Here is a 20367-nt window from a genome sequence, read left to right as displayed (position 1 = left end):
ATGCGCGATTTCTAGAAATTGACAAACTTCTCTTTGCAATTAATGCGCTAATATTAAAAGGTAACGCTGATATGGCCACCCGAGTTGCATACGAGTGTATGCGATTCGGGATAGCTTCGATTTTTAACCTAATTACAATGGCTCATGACAAAAACTTATTATAAAAACCAGTAACAGGTTTGGTATGAGATTCTAGGTGATTAATTACTCATCAATCGTTCTTAATAATTCATTAATACCGACTTTGCCGCGAGTTTTCTCATCGACTTTTTTAACAATGACTGCGCAATATAGGCTATAGCGACCATCTTTTGATGGTAAATTTCCCGATACAACCACGGAACCAGCAGGGACTCGGCCGTAATGAATTTCACCTGTTTCACGGTCATAGATTTTGGTGCTTTGTCCCAGATAAACCCCCATTGAAATAACGGAGCCTTCTTCAACAATCACCCCTTCGACCACTTCGGAACGAGCACCAATAAAGCAGTTGTCTTCAATAATCGTTGGGTTGGCTTGTAGTGGCTCTAAGACACCGCCAATACCCACGCCACCAGATAAATGCACGTTTTTACCAATCTGCGCACATGAGCCCACGGTTGCCCATGTATCCACCATGGTGCCTTCATCAACGTAGGCACCAATATTGACATAAGATGGCATTAATACGCTATTTTTAGCGATATAAGCGCCTTTACGTACAGCCGCTGGAGGAACAACTCGGAAGCCTTCTTTCTCGAAGCGAGCTTGGTCATAATCTGCAAATTTCATCGGCACTTTATCGAAATAACGGCTTTCTGCACCGTCAATCACTTGGTTATCTTGAATGCGAAAGGATAACAAAACCGCTTTTTTCAGCCATTGATGGGTAACCCAAACACCGGCAATTTTTTCAGCTACACGCAATTTGCCGCTATCGAGTAATGCAATGGTATCTAGCACGGCTTGTTTTACCGAACTTGATACAGTATTTGGTGTGATACTGGCTCGCTCTTCGAACGCTTGTTCAATGATCGCTTGTAAATGCTGCATTGATTGTATTTTCCTCTTGAATGACATAAAAGTGAACGTTCACCATGAAAATGTGATGGACGCTATATTTTATCCTTCGATTTTAGGGTTTCTGTCAACCTTTCTGATAACTCTTGTTGCATATTTTTAGTCAACGCTTTGTGATCTTTATCTGCTAACACAAAGAAATCTTCCACTTTTTCGCCAATTGTGGTGATGCGCGCGCCATACAGAGAAATTTCCATTTGAGCAAAAATATGACCGATGCGAGCTAATAAACCAGGTTGGTCCAAAGCGAACAACTCCATATAAGTGCGACGTTCGTTAGTGGAATGTAGAAAATTAACTTTTGTTGGCACGGTAAAGTGACGTAACTTTGACGGTAAAGTACGTGGCTTAGGGAGTGAAATTTCGGGTTGCTGAACGGCTAATAACAACATTTTTCGAATATGATCGTATCTGTCTTTGGATAGGGGGCTACCGTTAGGCTCAAGTACGACGAAGGTATCCATGGCCATATTGTCTTTGTTAGTAAAAATTTGAGCACTGTGAATGCTTAAATTTCGTCGATCTAATTCGCTGGCGACAGCGGCAAATAAATGGGGTTTATCATGGCACCAAATGAAAATTTCTGTTCCGCCATGTTTAGGTTGCGTGCTGATTAACACTAAAGGCTGGCTCAAATCATGGGCTAGTAGGTGCTTAGCATGCCATGCTAATTGGGATGGAGTGTGACGTAAAAAATAATCTGCATGGCAACGAGACCATAACCCTTGTAGTTTTTCTTCATCAATGGATGATTGGCGCAGTAATGATAAAGCCTGATAACGATGGTGACGAATGCGTTCACGTAAGTCAGGGGTGCTTTGCATGCCTTGATTTAACTGGTGTTCTGTTGATAAAAATAGTTCACGAATTAAACTTTGTTTCCAACTATTCCACAGCGTGCTATTTGTCGCACAAATGTCAGCGACAGTTAGACACATCAGGTAGTTAAGCCGTGAAACGGTTTTTACTTCCCCTGCAAATTGTTTAATGACATCAGGATCTTGGATGTCGCGTCGTTGAGCGGTTACTGACATCAATAAGTGATTTTTCACCAACCATGACGCCAATTCAGCTTCTTTGGTAGAAAAATCATGTAGTAAGGCAAAATCATAAACAAACTCAGAGCCGAGATCGGAGTGATCTCCTGAGCGGCCTTTAGCAATATCGTGGAAAATCGCTGCTAATCGTAAAAGCTCAGGTTGCAATAATTTGGGATAAACACTAACGCAAAGAGGGTGATCTCGTCGGTTTTCTTCTAAGGTAAAGCTATCAATTTTTTGCAGCACACGAATAGTATGTTCATCAACGGTATATGCATGGAATAGGTCGAATTGCATTTGCCCGACAATATTGCTCCATAGCGGTGTGTAAGCGCTTAATACACTATGAAGGTGCATGGGAACAAAGGCACCTTTGATTGCTCTGGGGTGGCGTAGAATTTTGATAAACAGTTTTCGGGCTTCAGGAATTTCACATAATGGCACTGAAAGGTTACGGCGTGCATAACGAAGCTGACGTAATGTGGTGGAATAGATCCCTGTAATATTTGGATAGCGAGCCATTTGATAAAACATTTTTAAAATAGCAGCTGGTTGCTTAATAAATAATTCTTCATCAATAACATCAATCAATGACCCGCGTAATTGGAATAGCGAATCAATAGGGCGTGGTTTTTCGTTAGGGTTAAGCGTTAAAATGGCCTCATCAAATAATTGTAATAGCATTTGATTGAGTTCTCTCACCCGGCGAGTGACACGATAGAAATCTTTCATCATTCGTTCAACGGGTTGGTTTTTTTCGCCCTCATAACCCAGTAACCGAGCTACACTAAACTGGCGGTCAAATAGTAGACGATTATCATGACGTTTCACCACTAAATGGAGCGCAAAGCGAATTTTCCATAAAAACATTAAGCACTCTTTGAGTTCTTGGCGCTCTTCTTCGGTGAGAAAGCCAAAGCCCACCATTTCATCGACGGTGGTTGCGCCAAAATGGCGCCTGCCGACCCACAGTAATGTATGGATATCTCGCAATCCCCCTGGGCTACTTTTAATATCAGGTTCTAAATTATAGCTGGTGCTATGGTAGCGTTGATGACGTTCTTGTTGTTCTTCAATTTTTGCAGCAAAAAAGACCGCGGAAGGCCAAAAATCATCGCTAAAAATGGTTTTTTGTAATTGTAAAAACAGGGTGACATCACCACAAATTAGCCGTGATTCAATGAGATTAGTTGCAGTGGTTAGGTCTGCATTTCCGGCTTCAATGCATTCAGCCAGCGAACGAACACTGTGGCCGATATCAAACCGTAGATCCCACAATAGAGTAATAAATTGCCCAATTTCGCTAGCAATGTGCTCTGGAAGAGGGGTTTTGCTTAACACTAAAATATCAATGTCAGAAAGTGGGTGCAATTCATGGCGTCCATAACCCCCAACAGCGATTAGTGACATATCTGGTTGCTTATCAAATTGAAAGGATTGCCATAATCGCGTTAGTAAGGCATCAAGATAGTCACTACGTAAGTGAATGAGATCGACAACATCTTTACCTTGCTTGAAAGCCTCTTCGAGCCACTGATCAAAATTATCGACATGTTGCCTTAATGAATTCAGCTCAAGGTCATGAGTACTAAATTGATTAGGGGGTAGGTAGGAAGCTGAATTTACAGTCATCTTTATCTTTCCGTATTGATAGCAATAGGGGTTAGCTACCAGCTTACGGTTTTTTGATAAAAATGAACAGAGGAAGAGCCTTCGGTTAGGAAGGCTCTACAGAGAAGATTATTCGTTAACTAATACCGCAGAGATAAATGGTTCTTCTTCTTTACGCAGTGTGAGGATTTCACAGCCGTTATCCGTCACAACTAACGTATGTTCATATTGGGCAGACCAGCCGCGGTCTTTGGTTTTTACTGTCCAACCATCTTTCATGGTACGAATACGGTGATCGCCTGTATTGACCATAGGCTCAATGGTAAAAGTCATCCCTTTTTGCAGGACTACGCCACTGTCGTCAGCGTCGTAGTGTAGAACTTGTGGTTCTTCATGAAAACCTTGGCCAATGCCGTGGCCGCAATATTCACGCACAACAGAGAAATCTTGTTTTTCGACAAATTCTTGAATGGCTTTACCCAAAGTTCGTAAGCGAATACCCGGTTTAACCATACGAATTGCCAAATACAAGCTGTCTAGTGTGACTTGGCAAAGGCGCTCACCTTGAATCGTCGGTTTACCAACGATAAACATTTTGGAGGTATCGCCATGGAAGCCATCTTTGATGACGGTAACATCAATATTGACAATATCGCCATCTTTCAAAATTTTATCATCACTAGGAATGCCGTGGCAGATGACATCATTGACGGATATACAAACTGATTTAGGAAAACCGTGATAATTCAGGCACGCAGGGATAGCTTGCTGTACGTCAACAATATGTTGATGACATAGGCGATCTAATTCACCTGTACTAACTCCCGGCACAACGTGCGGAGCAATCATTTCTAATACTTCTGCGGCTAAGCGGCCAGCAACGCGCATTTTCTGAATATCTTCTTCAGTTTTGATAATAATAGCCATGAGTGTAGTCCATTCATGCCAACATTGATTAAAGGCATGTTAAAAAAGAGGGGTAAAAATAGGGAGCCCATTTTACATCGATGAGACATATGGTAACAGCCACCGCATTTTCTGCCAACTAGCTATCGAACGGATTCGAAAGTCGAAGTTACTTTATAGTAGATAAGGAAAGGAGCAGAGCTTGTTCATTTTGAGCTTTTAACAGCACAAAATGCAAAGTAATAATGAAGGTCATCTAGAAGGCATTGCAAAAATAAGGCTTTTTTATCTTGCCAAATAGTGTCTATAATTGAGCTGAGCAATGGTTAAATATTGCTCAGCTCAATAGCTTTAAATCAAATCTACTTTTAGGCACTTTTGTGAGCGAAAAAAACAACAAAAGTTGGCTTCTAAGTTGGTTTTATGGTATAAAGCGCGCCGGCAATCCATATTATTTCTTATCACCATCATCGAAATGTCATTTTATGGCGTCAAGATGAGGCCACTGATAAAATATTGGATGTGCGAAACTTAAAACTCAATTGTGTAATAACACACACAAATCGACACGTGCACCGGGGTGCTCTTATGCGTTTTTTAACGCAGCTTTGGAGTCGGTAGCATGGGATTTGTGGAGGCATAACCCCAATTACTTAAATACAGAGGTATTAAATGGCAACTGTTTCCATGCGCGATATGTTACAAGCAGGCGTACACTTTGGTCACCAGACTCGTTACTGGAACCCAAAAATGAAACCTTTCATTTTCGGTGCGCGTAATAAAGTTCATATCATCAACCTGGAAAAAACTGTTCCAATGTTCAACGAAGCTCTGGCTGAGTTGACTAAAATTGCTTCTCGTAAAGGCAAAATTCTGTTTGTCGGTACTAAACGTGCTGCAAGCGAAGCCGTTCAAGAAGCTGCTAACAGCTGTGATCAGTATTTCGTTAACCACCGTTGGTTAGGCGGAATGTTGACTAACTGGAAAACCGTTCGTCAGTCAATCAAACGTCTGAAAGATTTAGAAATTCAATCACAAGACGGTACTTTTGACAAACTGACTAAGAAAGAAGCGCTGATGCGTACTCGTGAACTTGGTAAGTTAGAAAACAGCTTAGGCGGTATCAAAGATATGGGCGGTTTACCTGACGCTCTGTTCGTTATCGATGCAGACCACGAACACATTGCTATCAAAGAAGCAAACAACCTGGGTATCCCAGTATTTGCTATCGTTGATACTAACTCTGATCCAGACGGTATCGACTTCGTTATCCCTGGTAACGATGATGCAATCCGTGCAATCAAACTGTATCTGGGCGCTGTAGCAAGCACCGTTCGTGAAGGTCGTTCACAAGATCTGGCTGTTCAAGCAGAAGAAAGCTTAGTAGAAGCTGAATAATAAGGCTCAAACCCTTATTTAGGTATTGCTATACAGGTACTGCTATATGTTAGAAGGGGCCTGATTTAGGCCCCTTTTATATATGAATCAGAACTATCCACGTGGGGAAGACTCCCACGGGGAATATCGAGGAATAAATCACATGTCTGGAATTACCGCTGCATTGGTAAAAGAACTGCGCGAACGTACTGGCGCAGGTATGATGGAATGTAAAAAAGCACTTGTTGAAGCTAATGGCGACATCGAATTAGCGATTGATAACATGCGTAAATCAGGTCAAGCAAAAGCGGCTAAAAAAGCAGGTCGCGTTGCAGCTGAAGGTGTTATCCTGACGGAAGTTTTCAACGGTGGTAAAACAGGTGCTCTGGTTGAGCTGAACTGTGAAACTGACTTCGTTGCTAAAGATGCAGGTTTCTTAGCATTCGGTAAAGAAGTTTTAGCTTCTGTTGTCGCTGACAAAAATGCTGACATCGATGCACTGAAAGCAAAATTCGAAGAAGCTCGTACAACATTAGTTGCGAAAATTGGTGAGAACATCAATATTCGTCGCGTTGCTATTCTGGAAGGCGCACAAGTAGGTAGCTACCTGCACGGTGCTCGTATTGGTGTTTTAGTTGCGGCTGAAGGCGCTGACGAAGAGTTACTGAAACACATCGCTATGCATATCGCTGCAAGCAAACCTGAATATGTAACTCCAGATGATGTTCCTGCTGATGTTGTTGCTCACGAGCATCAAATTCAGTTAGACATCGCAATGCAATCTGGTAAACCACGCGAAATCGCTGAAAAAATGGTTATCGGTCGCATGAACAAATTCACAGGCGAAATCTCTCTGACTGGCCAGCCTTTCGTAATGGACCCAAGCAAATCTGTTGGTGACTTACTGAAAGAGAAAGGTGCTACTGTTTCTGGTTTCCTTCGTTTCGAAGTAGGTGAAGGTATCGAGAAAGTTGAAACTGACTTTGCAGCAGAAGTTGCTGCGATGAGCAAGTAATCAACTAAGGGCCGCCAATTGGCGGCTCTGTTTTATATACGTATATTCCCCGGATGTTAGCGTCATCGGCATACGCTAGAATTTGTGTGTATAAAAAATTATATTTAAATTAATTAAAAATTTTAGGTACGTAGAACCGTGTGATTCTACGTGTGTTACCCCAATAAATATCTGTTAGGACAGAACACCATGGCAACCAATGCAAAACCCGTTTATCAGCGTATTCTGCTTAAATTAAGTGGCGAAGCCTTACAAGGCGCAGAAGGTTTTGGTATCGATGCTAGCGTTTTAGATCGTATGGCTCAGGAAATTAAAGAACTCATAGAACTGGGTATACAGGTCGGTGTGGTTATTGGCGGTGGTAACCTGTTTCGTGGTGCTGGTTTGGCACAAGCTGGCATGAACCGTGTTGTCGGAGACCACATGGGAATGCTAGCAACGGTGATGAACGGACTCGCGATGCGTGATGCATTACATCGCGCCTATGTGAATGCAAGACTGATGTCTGCGATCCCACTTAACGGTGTCTGTGATAACTATAGCTGGGCAGAGGCCATTAGCTTGTTACGTCACGGCCGCGTTGTTATTTTTTCGGCAGGAACAGGAAACCCATTCTTTACAACAGACTCCGCTGCGTGCCTACGTGGTATTGAAATTGAAGCGGATGTTGTGTTAAAAGCAACAAAAGTTGATGGTGTTTATTCAGCAGACCCTGCTAAAGACCCTGACGCAGTTCTTTATGAAAATCTGAGCTACCAAGAAGTGTTGGAACGTGAACTTAAAGTGATGGACTTAGCAGCATTCACATTAGCACGTGACCATAACTTACCGATTCGTGTATTCAATATGAATAAACCGGGCGCTTTACGACGCGTTGTTATGGGCGAAAATGAAGGAACTCTGATTTCTCACAATTAATACTCAGAGACATGACCTGAGTTTAAATGTATTATCTAATATAAATTCAGACAATTTAAGCGAGGTCGCATGCGGCCTTTAATAACCAGTTCTTAAGGGTTGAAAACGTGATTAACGAAATCCAAAAAGATGCTCAAGACCGTATGGAAAAGAGCCTTGAAGCATTCAAAAACCAAATTAGTAAAGTTCGCACAGGCCGTGCATCTCCAAGCCTATTAGATGGCATTACTGTTGAGTACTACGGTTCAGCGACACCTTTGCGCCAATTAGCTAACGTCACTGTTGAAGATTCACGGACATTAGCTATTTCGGTTTTTGACCGTAGCATGTCACCAGCGATTGAAAAAGCAATCATGGCATCAGATTTGGGCCTGAACCCGTCATCAGCGGGTACTGTTATCCGTGTTCCACTTCCTCCATTAACGGAAGAACGTCGTAAAGACTTAATTAAAGTGGTCCGTGGTGAGGCAGAGCAAGGTCGTATCGCAGTTCGTAACGTTCGCCGTGACGCTAACGACAAAGTTAAAGCGTTACTGAAAGATAAAGAAATCAGTGAAGATGACGAACGTCGTTCACAAGATGATATCCAAAAACTGACTGATAGCTACATCAAGAAAGTTGATGAAGCATTAGCGCAAAAAGAAGCAGAGTTGATGGAATTTTAATCCATCATAATAATAAAGCCACCAATGCAGACGGTAAAAGTGTGCGTTAGCGTGGCTTTATTATTTTTCAAGTTTATTAAAAAATCCTTTCTAACCTCTAAGCTGATATAATCTCAGTATTGAATTAATACAGAGTACTCAATCACTATGAAACGTCTGACAATCCTAGGTTCTACAGGCTCAATTGGTACAAATACACTTTCTGTTGTTCGCCAAAATCCCGAAAAATTTCAAATTGTTGCTTTAGTGGCAGGAAAAAATGTCACTGAAATGGCGAAACAGTGCCTTGAGTTTAATCCGAAATATGTCTCAATGGCGGATGAATTATCAGCAAAAGCCTTAAAAACTATTTTGATTGAGAATAACTGCAAGACTGAGGTTTTGTCAGGAAAACAAGCGGCTATTGACCTTGCGGGCCTTGATGATGCCGACCAAGTTATGTCAGCAATTACCGGAGTTGCCGGTTTACTTCCTACCTTGGCTGCAATACGTAAAGGTAAAAGAATATTATTAGCGAATAAAGAGTCTTTAATTACCAGTGGCCGTTTATTCTTTAATGAGATTCGTAAGCACAATGCAACCGTATTTCCTATTGATAGCGAGCATAATGCTATTTTCCAAAGTTTACCGGAAATTATTCAACGCAATTTAGGCTTTGCTGATTTATCAGCCTCGGGTATTTCAAGTATTGTTTTGACCGGTTCTGGCGGGCCTTTTAGGGATACACCATTATCGCATTTTGATAACGTGACACCTGATGAAGCATGTAACCATCCAAATTGGTCAATGGGACGAAAAATATCAGTTGATTCAGCGACAATGATGAATAAAGGTCTAGAATATATTGAGGCTTGCTACTTTTTTAATGCGAATGCTGAGCAGATGGAAGTAATTATCCATCCTCAATCGGTTATTCATTCTATGGTTCGGTATAAAGATGGCAGCGTGATAGCACAACTGGGTACGCCTGATATGCGCACTCCGATTTCATATAGCATGGCTTATCCTCAACGTATCATATCTGGTGCAAAACCTCTTGATTTTGCAACGCTTTCATCATTAACGTTTGTTCAGCCTGACTACCAACGCTATCCTTGCTTGAAGCTCGCAATCGATGCCTGCCACCAAGGGCAAGCCGCTACAACCGCGCTTAATGGTGCAAATGAAGTGACTGTTGCGGCCTTTCTTGAAGGCAAAATACGCTTTACGGATATAGCAAAAATTAACCACAGTGTATTAGATAGCCAAGTTTTTTCTGAACCTGTTTCAATTGAGGAGGTCTTAGAAATCGACGAGCGAGCACGTAAAAATGCAGAAAAAATAATCGCTCAGACAATTTAACGCTGGTATGTGTTTTATTTAGTTGCTGATAGCCATAATAACTCTTTAATATGTGACGTGTTTAAAAAAAGAAAAATAACATAGCACTACTTTGAGAATTAAGGATGTGTCTTATCAGCAAATTCAATAATAGTAGTTATTATTGGTCTGTATACTCAAAGTGGTACTCACAAGGATTAATATTTAATGAACTCTAGTGGTGAAAATCTCTCTGATTCAATGATGCCTAAGCATGTTGCTATCATTATGGATGGTAATGGTCGATGGGCTAAGCAAAGAGGGAAACTCAGAATTACAGGTCATAAGGCAGGTGTTGAATCTGTCCGTAATTCGGTGCGTTTTGCGGTGAAAAATAAAATTAGTTCGCTCACATTGTATGCATTTAGCAGTGAAAACTGGAGACGACCAGAGAAAGAAGTGAGTTCTCTAATGGAACTATTTGTTTTTGCTCTTGATAATGAAGTTAAAAACCTGCATAAAAACAATGTCAAACTAAAAGTCATTGGTGATATTAGTCGTTTTAGTGAACGCCTCAGAAAAAGAATTGATAAGGCAGAAGCATTAACGCAAAACAACACTGGGCTAAAACTGAATATAGCCGCGAACTATGGTGGTCGCTGGGACATCAGTAACAGTGTAAAACAAGTATTTGCAAAGGTACAAAGTGGTGAACTTTCTATTGATGACATCAATGAAGAAAATATTAATGACCATATTTGTATGCATGATCAAGAAAATGTCGATTTAGTCATTAGAACCGGTGGGGAGCATCGCATTAGCAACTTCCTATTATGGCAAGTCGCTTATGCGGAATTTTATTTCACCAACGTTTTGTGGCCAGATTTTGATGAAATGGTGTTTCAGAGTGCAGTTGATGCTTTTAGTAAGCGTGAGCGCCGTTATGGTGGAGCTGAATCAGATGATGAACTGGGCAAGGAATAGGGGATAGATGTGCTGAAATATCGTTTACTTACTGCGATAGTCTTAATACCGATTGTTATAGCAGCTCTGTTTTTACTTTCCCCAGCAAATTTTGGGCTTGTCGTAATTGCGGTTTGTGCTTTAGGAGCTTGGGAATGGGCACAATTTGTCGGCTGGCATTCACAAGCTAAACGTGTCGGGTTGGCGGTTGTTTTTGCAGCAATATTACTTGCAATGCAATTTTCTATCTCCAATATAAACCAGTTCTCCTCTGAGCCTATGGTTTTGTATGGCCTGTGGGCAGGTCTTATTTGGTGGGTAATAGCGATTATTTTAGTTGTTACCTACCCAGCATCGGCTTCTTGGGGTAAATCAGCAATTATCCGGTTGTTATTTGGCGTGTTAACGATTATCCCATTTTATTGTGGAATGATGGTTTTAAGAACTGTGGGTTATCAAAGTGATACATTCTTCGGTGCTTGGTGGTTACTGTATGTCATGTTGCTAGTTTGGGGGGCAGATTCAGGTGCCTATGCATTTGGTCGTACTATCGGACGCAACAAAATGGCACCTAAGGTATCTCCTGGTAAAACGTGGGAAGGCTTAGTCGGTGGGCTGATAACAGCAGGGATTATCTCATGGTTATTTAGCGCCTTTGCGCCAATCCCTGTGATGCCTGATTATTTACTAGTGACTTCAATTATTGTTGTTGTAGTATCAGTATTTGGTGATTTGACCGAAAGTATGTTTAAGCGTCAATCAGGTATTAAAGATAGTAGCCACTTAATTCCAGGGCATGGCGGTATTTTGGATCGTATTGATAGCCTGACGGCAGCAATCCCTGTTTTTGCTGGGCTAAATTTGTTAATTTTTAACGGTTTTGGTCTTTAGGAAGATACATGGGATTTATTTGGAGTTTAGCTGCATTTATTATCGCGATAGGCGTGTTAATTACAGTACACGAGTTCGGTCACTACTGGGTTGCTCGTCGCTGTGGTGTTTATGTTGAGCGCTTCTCTATTGGCTTTGGCAAAACGTTATGGCGTAAAGTCGATAAACATGGCACTGAGTTCGTTTTAGCCATTATCCCATTAGGGGGTTATGTCAAAATGCTTGATGAACGTGTTGGAGAGGTTGTTCCTGAGCGTCGTCATCAAGCGTTTAATAATAAAACAGTAGGTCAACGAGCTGCCATTATTAGTGCGGGGCCTATTGCGAACTTTTTATTGGCAATTGTTGTCTATTGGATTGTCTTTATGATTGGCGTTCCTTCTGTGAAGCCTGTCATTGAAGATGTAAAACCAGGTTCTATTGCGGCAATTGCAAATTTTGAACCAAAAATGGAACTAAAATCCATTGATGGCATCGAAACTCCTGATTGGAATTCAGTTCGCTTAGCATTGGTCGGCAAAATAGGTGACCACGAACTGACTGCACAAGTATTACCGAGTGGTTATAATGAACCGATGACAAAAACGGTTGATTTAACGACTTGGCAGTTTGATCCTGAGAAACAAGATCCAATTTTGTCGTTAGGGATAATGCCTGTTTCTGCAAAAATTGACCCTGTTATTCAAAAAGTCACAGAGGGGTTAGCTGGCGAACGAGCAGGTTTACAGAAAGGAGACAGAATAGTCAGTGTTAACGGGGAGGTATTAGGCCTTTGGAACCCAGTAACACGAATTATTCGTAATAACCCAGGTGTACCGTTAAAACTAGAAGTACAACGGTCGCAACAATTGGTTTCACTCACGTTGACTCCTGATAGCCAAGATGGACAACGTGGAGAGAAAATTGGATTTGCAGGCGTAGAACTTTCAGTGTTACCGTTAGCAGATGAATATAAAATGGTGCAGCAATATGGGCCATTCTCTGCGTTTTACCAAGCCAGTGATAAGACGTGGCAGTTAATGAAGTTGACGGTCAATATGATGGGTAAACTGGTTGTTGGGGATGTCAAACTCAATAACTTGAGCGGTCCGATATCTATCGCTAAAGGTGCGGGGGTATCCGCCGAGTCAGGCTTGGTATATTATTTGATGTTTATTGCGCTTATTAGCGTCAATTTAGGTATCATCAATCTGTTTCCATTGCCTGTTTTAGATGGGGGGCACTTGCTCTTCTTATTAATTGAAAAAATTAAAGGAAGTCCAGTGTCTGAGCGAGTACAAGACTTTAGTTTTCGGATAGGTGCAATGGCATTGATTCTGTTAATGGGACTTGCACTTTTTAATGATTTCTCTCGCTTCTAATTTTTATAAGCTGGGGACCAGTAAGGAATACGCATAACAACGATGGCGATGAAAAAGTTGCTCATAGCGTCGCTGCTTTTCGGCAGCGCCACTGCATACGGTTCAGACGGATTCGTAGTTAAAGACATTCGTTTCGAAGGTCTACAACGCGTCGCCGTTGGTGCAGCATTATTGAACATGCCAGTTAGGGTTGGCGATTCAGTTGATAACGATGATATCAGCCGTTCGATCCGTTCCCTATTTTCAACCGGTAACTTCGAAGATGTTAGGGTCCTGCGTGATGGAAACACGCTGATCGTTCAAGTTAAAGAGCGGCCAACGATTGCCAGTATCACCTTTACAGGTAATAAGTCTGTTAAAGATGATATGCTCAAGCAGAACTTGGAAGCTTCAAATATCCGCGTTGGTGAGGCACTTGACCGCACGACAATTGCGAATATCGAAAAAGGTTTAGAAGACTTTTACTATAGCGTTGGTAAATATAATGCAACAGTAAAAGCTGTTGTGACACCTTTACCACGTAACCGTGTGGATTTAAAATTTGTTTTCTCTGAAGGTGTTTCAGCTCAAATTCAGCAAATTAATATTGTAGGTAATAAAAATTACACTACAGCAGAATTAGTTAATAAGCTGCAATTGCGTGATGATGTACCTTGGTGGAACCTTGCTGCTGACCAAAAATACCAGAAGCAAAAACTGGCGGGTGATTTAGAAACTCTGCGCAGTTTTTATCTTGACCGCGGTTATGCACGTTTTAACATTGACTCCACGCAAGTCAGTCTGACTCCAGACAAAAAAGGCATTTATATTACGATTAACATTACTGAAGGCGACCAATACAAAATATCGGGTGTCGAAGTTAATGGTAATACTGCAGATCACTTAACTGAAATCCAAGAACTTATCACTATCACACCGGGAGAGTTATATAACGGTGCTCAAGTGACAAGCATGGAAAACAAAATCAAAGATATGTTTGGCCGCTATGGTTATGCATATCCTCGAGTAATGACACAGCCTGAAATCAACGATGCAGATAAAACCGTGAAATTGCATTTAAATATTGATGCAGGTAACCGTTTCTATGTGCGTGAAATTCGTTTCCAAGGCAATGACACCAGTAAAGACACCGTTTTGCGTCGTGAAATGCGCCAAATGGAAGGGGCATGGCTTGGAAATGACCTTGTTGAACTCGGTAAAGAACGTCTGAATCGTACAGGTTATTTCGAAACTGTTGATGTTGAGACTCAACGTGTACCGGGCAGTCCTGACCAAGTAGATGTTATCTACAAGGTTAAAGAGCGTAATACAGGTTCAATGAACTTTGGTATCGGTTTTGGTACTGAAAGTGGTGTGAGTTTCCAAGTTGGGGTTACACAAGATAACTGGTTAGGTACAGGTAATGCGGTTGGTATTAACGCAAGTAAAAACGACTACTCAACTAACGTTGAATTCTCATTTACTGACCCGTATTTCACCGTGAATGGTGTGAGCTTAGGCGGTCGTATTTTCTATAACGACTTTAGTGCGAAAGATGCGGATCTATCTGGCTATAACAACAAAACGTATGGTCTAGACAGTTTCTTAAGCTTCCCGTTCAATGAAAATAACTCTTTCCGTGTTGGTGCGGGTTACGTTCATAACCGACTTTCAGATATGCGAGCTCAAGCTGCGATGTGGGATTACCTCGACTCTATGGGGAAAAATCCACCAGTTACAGAAAATGGGCGTAATAAAGAAAGTTTTGATGCGGATGACTTTACGCTTAACTTAGGTTGGACTTATAACTCGTTAAACCGTGGTTTCTTCCCAACATCGGGTAATAAAACGAACGTATCGGGTAAAGTAACAATACCTGGCTCTGATAACGAATACTATAAACTGCGCTTTGATACCGCACAGTATTACCCACTGGATGAAGACCAAACTTGGGTAGTTCTGGGGCGTGCACAAGCAGGTTATGGTGATGGTATTGGCAGTAAGCAAATGCCATTCTATGAAAACTTCTATGCGGGTGGTTCAAGCACCATTCGTGGTTTCCGTTCGAATAATATCGGTCCAAAAGCGGTTTACTTGAAGAGAATTAATGGTGTGGATGGCCCTGAGCCAGGAAGCCCATCAAGTGATGCGGTCGGTGGTAATGCGATGTACGCAGCATCATTTGAATTAATCACTCCGACTCCATTTATTGACGAGAAATATTCGAACTCAGTTCGTACGTCTCTGTTCGTTGATGCGGGTACGGTATGGGATACTAATTGGAACAGTATCAATGCTGATTGGCGTAAAGGTATGCCTGACTACGGTAAGGCAACTAACGTCCGTGCTTCTGCTGGTGTTGCTTTACAATGGATGTCCCCTCTTGGACCACTGGTCTTCTCTTATGCGCAGCCGATTAAGGACTACGAAGGGGATAAATCAGAACAGTTCCAATTTAATATTGGTAGAACGTGGTAAGCTATTCCAGTTTCTACTTATGATGGCTCCCATAATTTTATGGGAGCAACCAAAATTTCCAGCCATACGTATGGGTTAAGGAGTTTAGTGTGAAAAAATTGTTGTGTGCAGCGGGTGTGAGTATTGCTTTAGCAATGTCTGCGGGTGCTTATGCTGAGAAAATCGCTATCGTCAATGTTGGTGAAATTTTCCAAAATATGCCTGCGCGTGAAGCCGTTGCTAAACAGCTTGAAAGTGAATTCAAAAGCCGTGCGACTGAGTTACAAAATCTAGAAAAAGATTTGCAAACTCGTGTTGAAAAATTGCGCCGTGATGGTGCAACGATGAAGCAAAGTGAGCGCGAAAAGCTTGAATCTGAACTCATGACTAAACGTGATCAATTCGCTGAAAAAGCTCAAAAATTTGAAGAAGACAACCGTCGTCGTCAAGGTGAAGAGCGTACTAAAATTTTAACTCGTATTCAGAACTCTATTAAGTCTGTTGCCGCTAAAGAAGGCTATGATGTCGTTATCGATGCAAATGCAGTTGCCTATGCAAAAGATAGCGTTGACATTACAAGTCAGGTTCAAAAACAGGTTAAATAATAGATGTCTTCAATTCGATTGGCTGACCTTGCTCAGCAGTTGAATGCGCAATTACACGGTGATGGTGATATTACCATCACCGGTATTGCTCCAATGCATTCAGCGAATAATCAACAGATTACTTTTTTATCTGACAGCCGTTATAGTGACAAATTGGCCGATTGCCAAGCTGCAGCGGTGGTTCTCACAGCAAAAGATCTCGAAGCATGTAAAGTAGCTGCACTGGTAGTGGATAACCCATACCTTGCTTATGCACGCATGGCTCAAATTATGGATACAACGCCAAGTCCGGCTGAAGATATCCACGCATCAGCGGTAATTGCTGATGATGCAAAACTCGGTAAGAATGTCGCAATTGGCGCAAATGCTGTTATCGAAAGTGGTGTTGAACTTGGCGATAATGTGGTGATTGGCGCAGGTTGTTTTGTGGGTAAAAATACACGCATAGGTACAGGGACCCGTTTATGGGCAAATGTCAGCGTGTACCACAATATCGAAATTGGTACACATTGTTTAATTCAATCTGGCACTGTGATTGGTTCAGATGGCTTCGGTTATGCAAATGATCGTGGTAATTGGATCAAAATTCCTCAGTTAGGCACAGTGATCATCGGCGATCGTGTTGAGATCGGTGCAAGCACAACGATTGATCGCGGTGCGTTAGATAACACTGTGATTGGTAATGGGGTTATTATCGATAACCAATGCCAAATTGCACACAATGTCATAATTGGTGATAATACCGCAGTTGCTGGCGGAGTTATCATGGCTGGTAGTTTAAAAATCGGTCGTTACTGCATGATTGGTGGGGCTAGCGTCATCAACGGTCATATGGAAATTTGCGATAAGGTCACAGTAACAGGAATGGGTATGGTCATGAGGCCTATCACTGAACCGGGAGTATATTCTTCAGGAATTCCTTTACAGCCTAATAAAGCTTGGCGTAAAACAGCTGCTTTAGTCTTAAGTATCAATGAGATGAATAAGAGACTGAAACACGTTGAGCGTGAATTAGATAGCCAAAATCAAAAAAATCAGTAATCATTTTGTAATTCAGGCTAAAATAGTTATCTGAGTTACGTTTTCCGGCCTGCCAGTTAACCTAATTTATGGGTTAAAGCAGGCCGATTCATTAATTAAACCGTATTAATAGACAGGAAGAGTATTTCGATGAGTGATAATCATACTCTGAATATAGAAGAAATCTTAGAACTGCTTCCACACCGTTACCCATTCCTTTTGGTTGACCGTGTATTAGATTTTGAAAAAGGCAAATCATTGCGTGCAGTGAAAAATGTGTCATTTAATGAGCCATTTTTCCAAGGGCACTTTCCAAGCAAACCCATTTTTCCTGGCGTATTAATTTTAGAAGCCATGGCACAAGCGACTGGGATCCTTGCGTTTAAAAGCGTTGGAAAATTAGAGCCTGGTGAGTTGTACTATTTTGCAGCGATAGACAATGCGCGTTTTAAACGTCCTGTTCTACCAGGAGACCAAATGGTCTTAGAAGTAGAATTTATTAAAGAACGTCGCGGAGTTGCACGTTTTAAAGGTGTTGCTAAAGTTGATGGAGAAGTGGCCTGCGAAGCAGAAATGATGTGCGCCCGTCGCCGTGAGGTCTGATATGATTGATAATACAGCCTATATTCATCCATCCTCTATCGTAGAAGATGGAGCTATCATCGGTGCCAATGTTCGTATTGGCCCTTTTTGTTATATTGGCGCGAATGTCGAAATTGGCGAAGGTACTGAGTTGAAATCTCATGTTGTCGTTAATGGCCATACAAAAATAGGCCGTGACAATGTGATTTTCCAGTTCGCTTCCATTGGTGAGATTAACCAAGATCTTAAATATCAAGGTGAACCAACACGAGTTGAAATCGGGGATAGAAACCGTATTCGTGAAAGCGTAACTATTCACCGTGGTACAGTTCAAGATGTTGGCCTGACAAAAGTGGGCAACGATAATTTACTGATGGTGAATGTGCATATTGCCCATGATTGTATCATTGGCAACCGTTGTATTATTGCAAATAACGGTACTTTAGGTGGCCATGTAACACTTGGTGATTATGCCATCATTGGTGGTATGACCGCAGTTCATCAATTTTGTAAAATTGGTGCTCATGTTATGGTCGGCGGTTGCTCTGGTGTTGCACAAGACGTGCCACCTTATGTTATTGCACAGGGTAACCACGCAACACCATTTGGTTTAAATCTTGAAGGTTTAAAACGCCGTGGTTTTGAAAAAGAATCACTACATGCTATTCGTAATGCATACAAGGTGTTATATCGTTCAGGTAAATCATTAGAAGAAGCACGTGAAGAAATCGCGGAAGCGGCAAAAGCCAATGAACACGTTAAAGTGTTTAGTGATTTCTTAGAGGATTCAGCACAGTCTAAACGTGGTATTATTCGTTAATCTAGTATTAATGAATCTGGGCCTTTAATAAGGAGCGAATTTCGGTGAATAATAGCCGCCCACTTACTATTGGCCTTGTTGCCGGAGAAACATCTGGTGATATTCTCGGTGCTGGGCTTATCCGTGCACTTAAAGAGCAAATACCAGATGCTCGCTTTGTTGGTGTTGCTGGTCCATTAATGCAAGCGGAAGGTTGTGAAGCTTGGTATGAAATGGAAGAGCTTGCTGTCATGGGCATTGTTGAAGTCCTTGGCCGTCTACCTCGGCTATTATCCATTCGTAAGGATTTAACCCAGCGTTTTACTGAACTACAGCCGGATGTTTTTGTTGGGATTGATGCCCCTGATTTTAATATTACCCTAGAGGGGCGCTTAAAATCGAAAGGTATCAAAACCATTCATTACGTTAGCCCATCAGTTTGGGCATGGCGCCAGAAGCGGGTATTTAAAATTGGTCGTTCAACAAATTTAGTATTAGCTTTTTTACCTTTTGAAAAAGCATTTTACGACCGTTTTAATGTTCCTTGCCGTTTTATCGGGCATACAATGGCGGATGCCATTCCATTACATCCTGATAAACAAGCCGCTCGACATCGGCTGAATATTCCTGAGCATGTTAAATGTTTGGCTTTACTGCCAGGAAGTCGTCATTCAGAAGTCGAAATGCTAAGCGCAGATTTTCTCAATACAGCGAAAATATTACAACGCAATATCCCTGGTTTACATATTGTGGTGCCGTTGGTGAATGAAAAACGCCGCCAGCAGTTTGATGAGATAAAAGAAAATACCGCACCTGAATTGCAAGTCCATATTTTAGATGGTCAGGCTCGTGATGCAATGATTGCAGCAGATGCGACTTTGTTAGCATCAGGAACAGCAGCACTTGAGTGTATGCTAACAAAATGCCCAATGGTGGTGGGGTATCGTATGAAACCTTTCACTTTCTGGTTAGCTAAACGGTTAGTGAAAACGCCGTATGTTTCTTTGCCTAATTTGTTAGCAGAAAAAGAAATTGTGAAGGAGTTACTACAAGAGGAATGCCAGCCTGATAAACTCGCACAGCAGTTGCTTCCTCTCCTAGATGGTGGAGAACAGGTTGAAAACCTGAAACAAACTTTTTTACAATTACATCAGCTTATTCGTTGTGATGCAGATAAACAAGCTGCTGAAGCGGTATTAGATATGGTCAAAAATTAATGGAATTTATCTATCCAAAAGCAAATTTAATCGCTGGTGTTGATGAAGTGGGTCGAGGCCCGCTAGTTGGAGCTGTAGTGACCGCGGCAGTGATTCTTGATCCCAATAACCCAATTACAGGGCTGGCAGACTCAAAAAAACTCACCGAAAAAAAACGTGAGAAATTATTTGATGAAATCCAACAAAAAGCGCTGTGTTGGTGCATTGGTCGCGCAGAACCAGAAGAAATTGATAACATAAATATATTACATGCAACTATGTTAGCGATGCAGCGTGCCGTTGCGGGTTTATCTATTGTTCCTGAGTATGTTTTAATTGATGGCAACCGCTGTCCTAAATTGCCAATGCCTTCACAAGCAGTCATTAAAGGCGACAGCCTAGTACAAGAAATTAGTGCAGCATCCATTTTAGCTAAAGTGATTAGGGATAGGGAAATGGTCGAATTGGACAAAACCTTTCCTGAATATGGCTTTGCGAAGCATAAAGGCTACCCAACCGCGTATCATTTAGAAAAATTGGCGCAGTATGGTGCAACCGAATTCCATCGTAAAAGCTTTGCTCCAGTGAGAAGAGCTTTAGACAGCAATAAGTAGGTATTAGGTC

The 20367-nt window shown here is 41.6% G+C and carries 18 protein-coding genes; 15 read left to right on the top strand and 3 right to left on the bottom strand.

Annotation, left to right across the window (positions count from 1 at the left end; genetic code table 11):
* Positions 1 to 204: 204 nt before the first annotated feature.
* The 3 genes from dapD to map all read right to left on the bottom strand — a co-directional run bounded on the left by dapD (position 205) and on the right by map (position 4637).
* Entirely contained in the window at positions 205 to 1032 is an 828-nt protein-coding gene (gene dapD, locus P3L37_RS14920; RefSeq protein ID WP_004908750.1) for a 2,3,4,5-tetrahydropyridine-2,6-dicarboxylate N-succinyltransferase, read from the bottom strand.
* A 62-nt stretch (positions 1033 to 1094) separates the two neighbouring features.
* On the bottom strand, positions 1095 to 3731 hold the full coding sequence (glnD, locus tag P3L37_RS14915) for a bifunctional uridylyltransferase/uridylyl-removing protein GlnD (protein ID WP_109911799.1): 2637 nt from the start codon (positions 3729 to 3731) through the stop codon (positions 1095 to 1097).
* 108 nt (positions 3732 to 3839) lie between these two features.
* Positions 3840 to 4637: a type I methionyl aminopeptidase gene (map, locus tag P3L37_RS14910; RefSeq protein WP_036957992.1), complete on the bottom strand. Its 798-nt coding sequence runs from the start codon at positions 4635 to 4637 to the stop codon at positions 3840 to 3842.
* A gap of 651 nt (positions 4638 to 5288) precedes the next feature.
* Between map and rpsB the strand changes: the two genes are divergently transcribed.
* The 15 genes from rpsB to rnhB all read left to right on the top strand — a co-directional run bounded on the left by rpsB (position 5289) and on the right by rnhB (position 20357).
* Positions 5289 to 6014 (top strand): 30S ribosomal protein S2, encoded by a 726-nt coding sequence (gene rpsB / locus P3L37_RS14905; RefSeq protein ID WP_004908759.1) that lies wholly within the window; start codon positions 5289 to 5291, stop codon positions 6012 to 6014.
* Between the two features lie 142 nt (positions 6015 to 6156).
* Positions 6157 to 7008, top strand: coding sequence for a translation elongation factor Ts (gene tsf, locus P3L37_RS14900; RefSeq protein ID WP_004908761.1), 852 nt, complete (start codon positions 6157 to 6159; stop codon positions 7006 to 7008).
* 189 nt (positions 7009 to 7197) lie between these two features.
* The gene (gene pyrH / locus P3L37_RS14895; RefSeq protein ID WP_004257499.1) at positions 7198 to 7926 is read left to right on the top strand and encodes a UMP kinase; all 729 of its coding nucleotides are present in this window, start codon (positions 7198 to 7200) and stop codon (positions 7924 to 7926) included.
* 107 nt (positions 7927 to 8033) lie between these two features.
* Entirely contained in the window at positions 8034 to 8591 is a 558-nt protein-coding gene (gene frr, locus P3L37_RS14890) for a ribosome recycling factor (RefSeq protein WP_109911800.1), read from the top strand.
* Between the two features lie 147 nt (positions 8592 to 8738).
* Positions 8739 to 9932: a 1-deoxy-D-xylulose-5-phosphate reductoisomerase gene (ispC, locus tag P3L37_RS14885; protein ID WP_004908768.1), complete on the top strand. Its 1194-nt coding sequence runs from the start codon at positions 8739 to 8741 to the stop codon at positions 9930 to 9932.
* 186 nt (positions 9933 to 10118) lie between these two features.
* Positions 10119 to 10874, top strand: coding sequence for a polyprenyl diphosphate synthase (uppS, locus tag P3L37_RS14880; protein ID WP_109911801.1), 756 nt, complete (start codon positions 10119 to 10121; stop codon positions 10872 to 10874).
* Positions 10875 to 10883: 9 nt separating this feature from the next.
* Entirely contained in the window at positions 10884 to 11744 is an 861-nt protein-coding gene (gene cdsA, locus P3L37_RS14875; RefSeq protein WP_004908774.1) for a phosphatidate cytidylyltransferase, read from the top strand.
* A gap of 8 nt (positions 11745 to 11752) precedes the next feature.
* Positions 11753 to 13105, top strand: a complete 1353-nt coding sequence (gene rseP, locus P3L37_RS14870) for a sigma E protease regulator RseP (protein ID WP_109911802.1) — start codon at positions 11753 to 11755, stop codon at positions 13103 to 13105.
* 42 nt (positions 13106 to 13147) lie between these two features.
* Positions 13148 to 15562: an outer membrane protein assembly factor BamA gene (gene bamA / locus P3L37_RS14865; RefSeq protein ID WP_109911803.1), complete on the top strand. Its 2415-nt coding sequence runs from the start codon at positions 13148 to 13150 to the stop codon at positions 15560 to 15562.
* An 89-nt stretch (positions 15563 to 15651) separates the two neighbouring features.
* Positions 15652 to 16146 (top strand): molecular chaperone Skp, encoded by a 495-nt coding sequence (gene skp / locus P3L37_RS14860; protein ID WP_004908780.1) that lies wholly within the window; start codon positions 15652 to 15654, stop codon positions 16144 to 16146.
* A 3-nt stretch (positions 16147 to 16149) separates the two neighbouring features.
* A complete protein-coding gene (lpxD, locus tag P3L37_RS14855; RefSeq protein ID WP_109911804.1) occupies positions 16150 to 17187 on the top strand; it encodes a UDP-3-O-(3-hydroxymyristoyl)glucosamine N-acyltransferase in 1038 nt (345 codons plus the stop codon).
* Positions 17188 to 17316: 129 nt separating this feature from the next.
* Positions 17317 to 17769, top strand: a complete 453-nt coding sequence (fabZ, locus tag P3L37_RS14850; protein WP_004257450.1) for a 3-hydroxyacyl-ACP dehydratase FabZ — start codon at positions 17317 to 17319, stop codon at positions 17767 to 17769.
* 1 nt (position 17770) lies between these two features.
* Positions 17771 to 18568: an acyl-ACP--UDP-N-acetylglucosamine O-acyltransferase gene (gene lpxA, locus P3L37_RS14845; RefSeq protein WP_004908785.1), complete on the top strand. Its 798-nt coding sequence runs from the start codon at positions 17771 to 17773 to the stop codon at positions 18566 to 18568.
* A gap of 44 nt (positions 18569 to 18612) precedes the next feature.
* Positions 18613 to 19764: a lipid-A-disaccharide synthase gene (gene lpxB, locus P3L37_RS14840; protein ID WP_109911806.1), complete on the top strand. Its 1152-nt coding sequence runs from the start codon at positions 18613 to 18615 to the stop codon at positions 19762 to 19764.
* The gene (gene rnhB, locus P3L37_RS14835; protein WP_109911807.1) at positions 19764 to 20357 is read left to right on the top strand and encodes a ribonuclease HII; all 594 of its coding nucleotides are present in this window, start codon (positions 19764 to 19766) and stop codon (positions 20355 to 20357) included. The genes lpxB and rnhB overlap by 1 nt, the downstream gene beginning before the upstream one ends.
* Positions 20358 to 20367: the final 10 nt, after the last annotated feature.

It is taken from the genome of Providencia sp. PROV114 (genome assembly GCF_032704305.1).
GTDB lineage: Bacteria > Pseudomonadota > Gammaproteobacteria > Enterobacterales > Enterobacteriaceae > Providencia > Providencia rettgeri.
This window is presented reverse-complemented; position numbering and strand designations above follow the sequence as displayed.

Coding starts and splice junctions, on each gene's coding strand:
- dapD (WP_004908750.1), bottom strand. CDS start 1,032: ATGCAGCATTTACAAGCGATCATTGAACAAGCGTTCGAAGAGCGAGCC.
- glnD (WP_109911799.1), bottom strand. CDS start 3,731: ATGACTGTAAATTCAGCTTCCTACCTACCCCCTAATCAATTTAGTACT.
- map (WP_036957992.1), bottom strand. CDS start 4,637: ATGGCTATTATTATCAAAACTGAAGAAGATATTCAGAAAATGCGCGTT.
- rpsB (WP_004908759.1), top strand. CDS start 5,289: ATGGCAACTGTTTCCATGCGCGATATGTTACAAGCAGGCGTACACTTT.
- tsf (WP_004908761.1), top strand. CDS start 6,157: ATGTCTGGAATTACCGCTGCATTGGTAAAAGAACTGCGCGAACGTACT.
- pyrH (WP_004257499.1), top strand. CDS start 7,198: ATGGCAACCAATGCAAAACCCGTTTATCAGCGTATTCTGCTTAAATTA.
- ispC (WP_004908768.1), top strand. CDS start 8,739: ATGAAACGTCTGACAATCCTAGGTTCTACAGGCTCAATTGGTACAAAT.
- uppS (WP_109911801.1), top strand. CDS start 10,119: ATGAACTCTAGTGGTGAAAATCTCTCTGATTCAATGATGCCTAAGCAT.
- rseP (WP_109911802.1), top strand. CDS start 11,753: ATGGGATTTATTTGGAGTTTAGCTGCATTTATTATCGCGATAGGCGTG.
- bamA (WP_109911803.1), top strand. CDS start 13,148: ATGGCGATGAAAAAGTTGCTCATAGCGTCGCTGCTTTTCGGCAGCGCC.
- lpxD (WP_109911804.1), top strand. CDS start 16,150: ATGTCTTCAATTCGATTGGCTGACCTTGCTCAGCAGTTGAATGCGCAA.
- fabZ (WP_004257450.1), top strand. CDS start 17,317: ATGAGTGATAATCATACTCTGAATATAGAAGAAATCTTAGAACTGCTT.
- lpxA (WP_004908785.1), top strand. CDS start 17,771: ATGATTGATAATACAGCCTATATTCATCCATCCTCTATCGTAGAAGAT.
- rnhB (WP_109911807.1), top strand. CDS start 19,764: ATGGAATTTATCTATCCAAAAGCAAATTTAATCGCTGGTGTTGATGAA.